The organism is Rhizobium sp. P1_E1 (assembly GCF_056406015.1).
This window is the reverse complement of sequence record NZ_JBFUAY010000495.1, coordinates 1-1376: the sequence shown is the minus strand read 5'-3', so window position 1 is coordinate 1376 and position 1376 is coordinate 1. Positions and strand designations below refer to the sequence as shown.

Annotated in this window: 1 protein-coding gene; it reads right to left on the bottom strand. The window is 61.3% G+C overall.

The features are described from left to right. Positions 1–1376 (bottom strand): PAS domain S-box protein (locus AC1D1Z_RS37430; protein WP_477853875.1); only part of this gene is annotated, 1376 nt, incomplete at both ends.

Below are 1376 nucleotides of genomic sequence, written 5' to 3'. Positions count from 1 at the left end.
GTGAAGAACGGCGTGATGGCCTGCTGCAGCGTCTTTGCATCCATGCCCTCGCGTTCGTCGATCACCGCGATACGGACATAGCGGCCGGCCGACCGCGGGCCCTTACCTGACAGCAGCGATTCCTCGGAGGCGCGAAGCACGATCCGTCCGCCGGACGGCATGGCATCGCGGGCATTGACGACGAGATTTAGGATCGCCATCTCCAGCTGGTTCGGATCGGTGAGGATCGTTGGCAGCCTGACGGGGAAAGAGGTCTCGATCACAGTGAGAGGGCCGAGCGAACGGCTCAGCATATCCATCATGCCACGGACCAGTCCGGAGACGTCGATCGGTTCCACGTGCAGTTCCTGCCGGCGGGAAAAGGCCAGCATRCGCTGCGTCAATGCGGCGCCGCGCTGGGCACCCTGCATGGCATTATCAACCAGCGATGTCAGTGAGAGATCCTGCGGCATGCGTTTCTTCAGGATTTCAAGACTGCCGAGCACAGCCATCAGCAGATTGTTGAAATCATGGGCGATACCGCCGGTCAATTGACCGATTGCCTCCATCTTCTGCGACTGGAAGAGCTCTTCGCGCGCCTGCTCCAATGCTCGCTGGGTCTCCATCTTCTCGGTAATATCGCGAGTGATCTTCGCGAAACCGAGTACATCGCCGTCGTCGTCGCGGATGACGTCGATGACGACGCTGGCCCAAAAGCGGCTGCCGTCCTTGCGCACGCGCCAGCCTTCCCGCTCGAACCGGCCCTCGGCGCGGGCGAGGCTGAGCGCGGTTTCCGGCAAGCCGGCTTCGCGGTCCTCGGGCGTATAGAAGGTCGAGAAATGCCGACCGATGATTTCTTGCGGTCGATAGCCCTTGATACGCTCGGCACCGAAATTCCAGCTGCTGACATTCCCGTCGGGATCGAGCATGTAGATCGCATAGTCCGACACGCCCTGGACGAGCCGGCGGAACTGTTCCTCGCTCTGGCGGATCGTCTGTTCAGCTGCTCTGCGTTCGGTCAGGTCACGGGTGATCTTGGCATAGCCGATGAGCTCGCCGGAGGGACGACGGATCGGATCGATGATCACATGCGCCCAGAAGCGGGTTCCATCCTTGCGCTGGCGCCAGCCTTCCCCCTCGAACCGGCCGTGCTCCGCCGCCGTGGCGAGCGCGCGCGCCGGAATTCCTGCGGCGCGGTCCTCTTCCAGATAAAAACGGGAAAAATGCTCGCCGAGAATTTCGGAGGGCTTGTAACCTTTGAAGCGCTGAGCGCCGGCATTCCAGCTGGTRATGATGCCTTCGGGGCTGAGCATATAGATGGCGTAGTCGGTGATGGCATCGACCAGAAGCCGAAAGCGTCCCTCTTCGTCAAGAGACGTATCATGTCGATTCAGCAC